We start from the raw sequence: 3,579 nt of genomic DNA on the forward strand, positions 1-3,579 counted from the left end.
CCCGATCCACAGTTTTCGCGCCTTTCGAGATCATCGAGGGCGACCGCAAGCGAGGCATCGTGCTGTTGGGCGATCATGCCCGTCGCGACCTGCCCGACGACTATGGCAGCCTCGGCCTGCCCTCAGCGGAGTTCGACCGCCACATCGCCTATGACATCGGCGTCGAGGGCGTGACGCGCGAACTGGCTGCCCTGCTCGGCGTGCCAGCGGTGCTCGCCAATTTTTCGCGGCTGCTGATCGATCCCAATCGCGGCGAAGACGACCCGACGCTCATTCGCCAGCTTTATGACGGCACTGTCGTACCTGGGAATTACCCCATCGCTGCCGAGGAGCGCGAGAGGCGGCTCGACGGGTTCTACCGGCCCTATCACGACGCCGTCAGCGCCATGATCGCCTCGGTCGCACAGGCTTCCGCCCAGGCGCCCTTCATCTTCTCGGTGCATTCCTTCACCCCGGCCATGCAAGGAATCCAGCGTCCTTGGCACGTCGGCATCCTGTGGGACCTCGACGACCGCGTGGCGCGGCCGTTGATAGACATGCTGGCGCAGGACAGGAACCTCGTCGTCGGCGACAACGAACCCTATGACGGCGCGCTGCGCGGCGACACCATGTACAAGCACGCCATCGTCAACGGCTTCGCCCATGCGCTGATCGAGATCCGACAGGATTTGATATCGGACCAGAAGGGCGCGCTCGCCTGGGCCGAACGGCTGGCGCCGATCGTTGACGCCATCGACCGCCGTCCCGATATACATGTGGTGAAGATGTTCGGCTCGCGTACCGGGCCGCTATGACGGAGGTTTCGATGACCGAACTCAGCGACGAGCAGCAACGCGATTTCGAGGCGGCCGCCTTCCGCCGGCTGGTCGAGCATCTGCGCGAACGCAACGACGTGCAGAACATCGACCTGATGAACCTCGCCGGCTTCTGCCGCAACTGCCTGTCGAACTGGTATCGCGAGGCGGCCAATGCCGAGGGCGTCGATCTCACCAAGGATCAGTCGCGCGAGATCGTCTACGGCATGCCCTATGCGCAATGGCAGGCGCTCAACCAGACCGAGGCCTCCGACGCCAAGAAGGCCGAATTCGAGGCAAGGCGCCCCAAGGACCATTAAGGCCAGCGATCACTCAAGGCTGTGTTTGGCTCAAAAAATGCTTCCCGAAAGAGCCTTGACTGAAAATTGAATCGATCTAATTTGCCGCGCGAAGCCATTTCTTGCGGGATTCGCCTCATGAACGCGTCAACTGCCAAGCTGACTGCCATTCGCGGACGATGGGCGCTCGCGGCCATTTTCCTCGCCAACGGCTTCCTGACGGGCAGCTGGGCGCCGCAGATTCCGGTGTTCCTGACCCGGCTGGAGATTTCGAAGTTCACGCTCGGTCTGCTGATTCTCTTGTTTGGGGTCGGCGCCGTCGTCGCGATGACCTGGTGTGGCCATTTGATCTCCAGACATGGTTCGCGCACCGTACTGCGTTGGTTCGCGCTGTGCGGCAGCCTCGGTCTCATGGTCGTGGCGCTGGCGCCCGACGTACCCTTGGCGGCCGTTGCCATGATCATCTTCGGCGGCTCGATCGGTGGCATGGACGTTGCCATGAATGCCAACGCCGTGGTGGTCGAACGGCGGCTCTCCCGCGCCGTCATGTCGTCTTCGCACGGCTTCTGGAGTCTCGGTGGTTTTGCCGGTGGCGGCCTCGGCGGCTTTGCCATCCAGCATTACGGCCACCTCGTCCACGCGGCGGCGGTAACGGCGTTTGCCTTCGCGGTGATCGCGGTGGCCGTTCGCCATCTCCTCGCCGAAGACAGACCGCAGGCGGCCGAGCACCACAAATTCGCACTGCCGGCAAACCCGCTGGTTTATCTGATCGGGCTGATGGCGTTGCTGGCGATGATCTCGGAAGGCGCCGTGCTCGACTGGGCAGCCCTGTATCTGCGCCAGGAGCTCGGCGCCGATCTCGCCGTCGCCGGCCTCGCCTACGCCGGATTTTCAGGCGTCATGGCGGTTACGCGGTTCTTCGGCGACGGCATACGCAATCGCTTCGGCGCGGTGACGACGCTACGCGCGTCGGCCCTCGTAGCCGCGGTCGGCATGCTGGTGGCTGGCCTGGCGCCCTCGCCCTGGCTCGCCATTGCAGCCTTTGCCTTTTGCGGCTTCGGCATCGCCAATATGGTGCCGATCATCTTTTCGGCCGGCGGCAACCAGGAAGGCATGTCTTCCGGCACCGGCATGAGCGTGGTCACGACGATCGGATACTGCGGCATACTGGTGGCGCCGTCGGCGATCGGCTTCGTTGCCGAGCATTCCAGCTTCGGCCCGATCTTCATCACCATGTCGGGACTGCTGATCATCGTGTTGCTGATGGCCGGGCTCGCTCACCGCGCCGAATTCGCGCCAGCACCCGCCGAATAGCGTTTCAGCTCCTCGTGAAGGAAATCCACCACACGGCGGATGCGCACGCTGGTACGCACGTCGCGATGCATCGCCAGCCACACCGGCAGAACTGGCAGCGGCAGGTCAGGCAGCACCTTCTCAATCAAAGGATCCCTGTCGGCCAGCGGCTCCTGGCCAAGACCAATGCCGTTTCCCGCCCGCACCGCTTCCCACAAAACCATCTGGTTGTCGGCCCTGAAGCGGAAGCTGCTCCGGGTGACGGGGATGCCGTGCCGGGTAAAACCCCTGATGATCTCGTCGCCGCGGTCGAAGCCGACCAGATCGTGGTCGACAAGATCGGCAGGCTTCAGCGGACGGCCGCGCCTGTCGAGATAGGATTTAGCCGCGCAGGCGCAGAGCTCGATGTCGCAGACCTTGCGTGCCATCAGCTCGTTCTGCGCCGGCTTGACCATGCGGATGGCGATGTCGGCATCTCGACGCAGCAGGTTCTCGACCTGATTGGAGGCGACGATCTCGACCTCGATGCCGGGCTCCTCGATCCCCAGCCGCATCGTCATCTCAGGCAGGACATAGGCCGCCACGACCTCGCTGGCGGCGATACGCACCGTGCCTTCGATAGCCTCAACCGAACCCAGTGCCAGGAGTGAGAAGGCGCTTGCCTGCTCGCTGACCGCCTTGCCGCGTTCCAACAGCGTGCTGCCGGCCTCCGTCAGTTCGTAGCCGTGCCGTCCTCGACGGAACAGCGTGACGCCCAGCGCCTGTTCCAACTCGCCGATGTGACGGCCAAGCGTCGGCTGGCTGGCCGAAAGCTTCCGCGCGGCAGCCGACAGGCTGCCGGATTCCGCCACGGTGACAAAGCTCTTGATCAGGTTCCAGTCGATTTCTGTCATTCATTTATGAATATCAGAACGCCATCTGTAGTCAATTTCCATTCGCATTCGGAGCGACCATATTCCAGTTGCAGACACCAACACGGACTGCAAACACCAACCAGGAGAACTCAGATGACCAAGATCGCTCTCACCACCGCCGCTATCCTCACTTCCATCAGCGCCGCTTTTGCCGGCAGCGACAAGTTTGGTTCGAACGACGCCAGCCAGCCGGCTGTCACCAGCACCGACGACACGACCACCGCTTCGATTCACAACCCCGATGCGGCCATCCGGAAGCCGGTCACACAGGGCAGCAAC

Annotated in this window: 5 protein-coding genes; 4 read left to right on the plus strand and 1 reads right to left on the minus strand. The window is 63.2% G+C overall.

What is annotated here, in order from left to right:
• The 3 genes from EN991_RS27850 to EN991_RS27860 form a co-directional block, all read left to right on the plus strand.
• A partial coding sequence (locus tag EN991_RS27850; protein WP_127369958.1) for an N-formylglutamate amidohydrolase occupies positions 1–794 on the plus strand: 794 nt, incomplete at its 5' end.
• 11 nt (positions 795–805) lie between these two features.
• Positions 806–1,114, plus strand: coding sequence for a DUF1244 domain-containing protein (locus tag EN991_RS27855; RefSeq protein ID WP_013529201.1), 309 nt, complete (start codon positions 806–808; stop codon positions 1,112–1,114).
• A 117-nt stretch (positions 1,115–1,231) separates the two neighbouring features.
• Positions 1,232–2,407 (plus strand): MFS transporter, encoded by a 1,176-nt coding sequence (locus tag EN991_RS27860; protein WP_064993272.1) that lies wholly within the window; start codon positions 1,232–1,234, stop codon positions 2,405–2,407.
• Here the strand turns inward: EN991_RS27860 and EN991_RS27865 are convergent.
• Positions 2,371–3,279 carry a LysR family transcriptional regulator gene (locus EN991_RS27865; protein ID WP_127369959.1) on the minus strand — a complete coding sequence of 303 codons (909 nt, stop codon included), beginning with the start codon at positions 3,277–3,279 and terminating at the stop codon, positions 2,371–2,373. The two genes, EN991_RS27860 and EN991_RS27865, sit on opposite strands and share 37 nt — an antisense overlap.
• Before the next feature lie 114 nt (positions 3,280–3,393).
• Here EN991_RS27865 and EN991_RS27870 point away from each other — a divergent pair.
• Positions 3,394–3,579 (plus strand): DUF680 domain-containing protein (locus EN991_RS27870; RefSeq protein ID WP_127369960.1); only part of this gene is annotated, 186 nt, incomplete at its 3' end.

Source organism: Mesorhizobium sp. M7A.F.Ca.US.005.03.2.1, from assembly GCF_003997795.1.
GTDB classification, from domain to species: Bacteria; Pseudomonadota; Alphaproteobacteria; order Rhizobiales; family Rhizobiaceae; genus Mesorhizobium; species Mesorhizobium ciceri.

What these genes read in the sequence shown, in the direction of transcription:
- EN991_RS27855 (WP_013529201.1), top strand. Translation starts at nt 806, where the DNA reads ATGACCGAACTCAGCGACGAGCAGCAACGCGATTTCGAGGCGGCCGCC.
- EN991_RS27860 (WP_064993272.1), top strand. Translation starts at nt 1,232, where the DNA reads ATGAACGCGTCAACTGCCAAGCTGACTGCCATTCGCGGACGATGGGCG.
- EN991_RS27865 (WP_127369959.1), bottom strand. Translation starts at nt 3,279, where the DNA reads ATGACAGAAATCGACTGGAACCTGATCAAGAGCTTTGTCACCGTGGCG.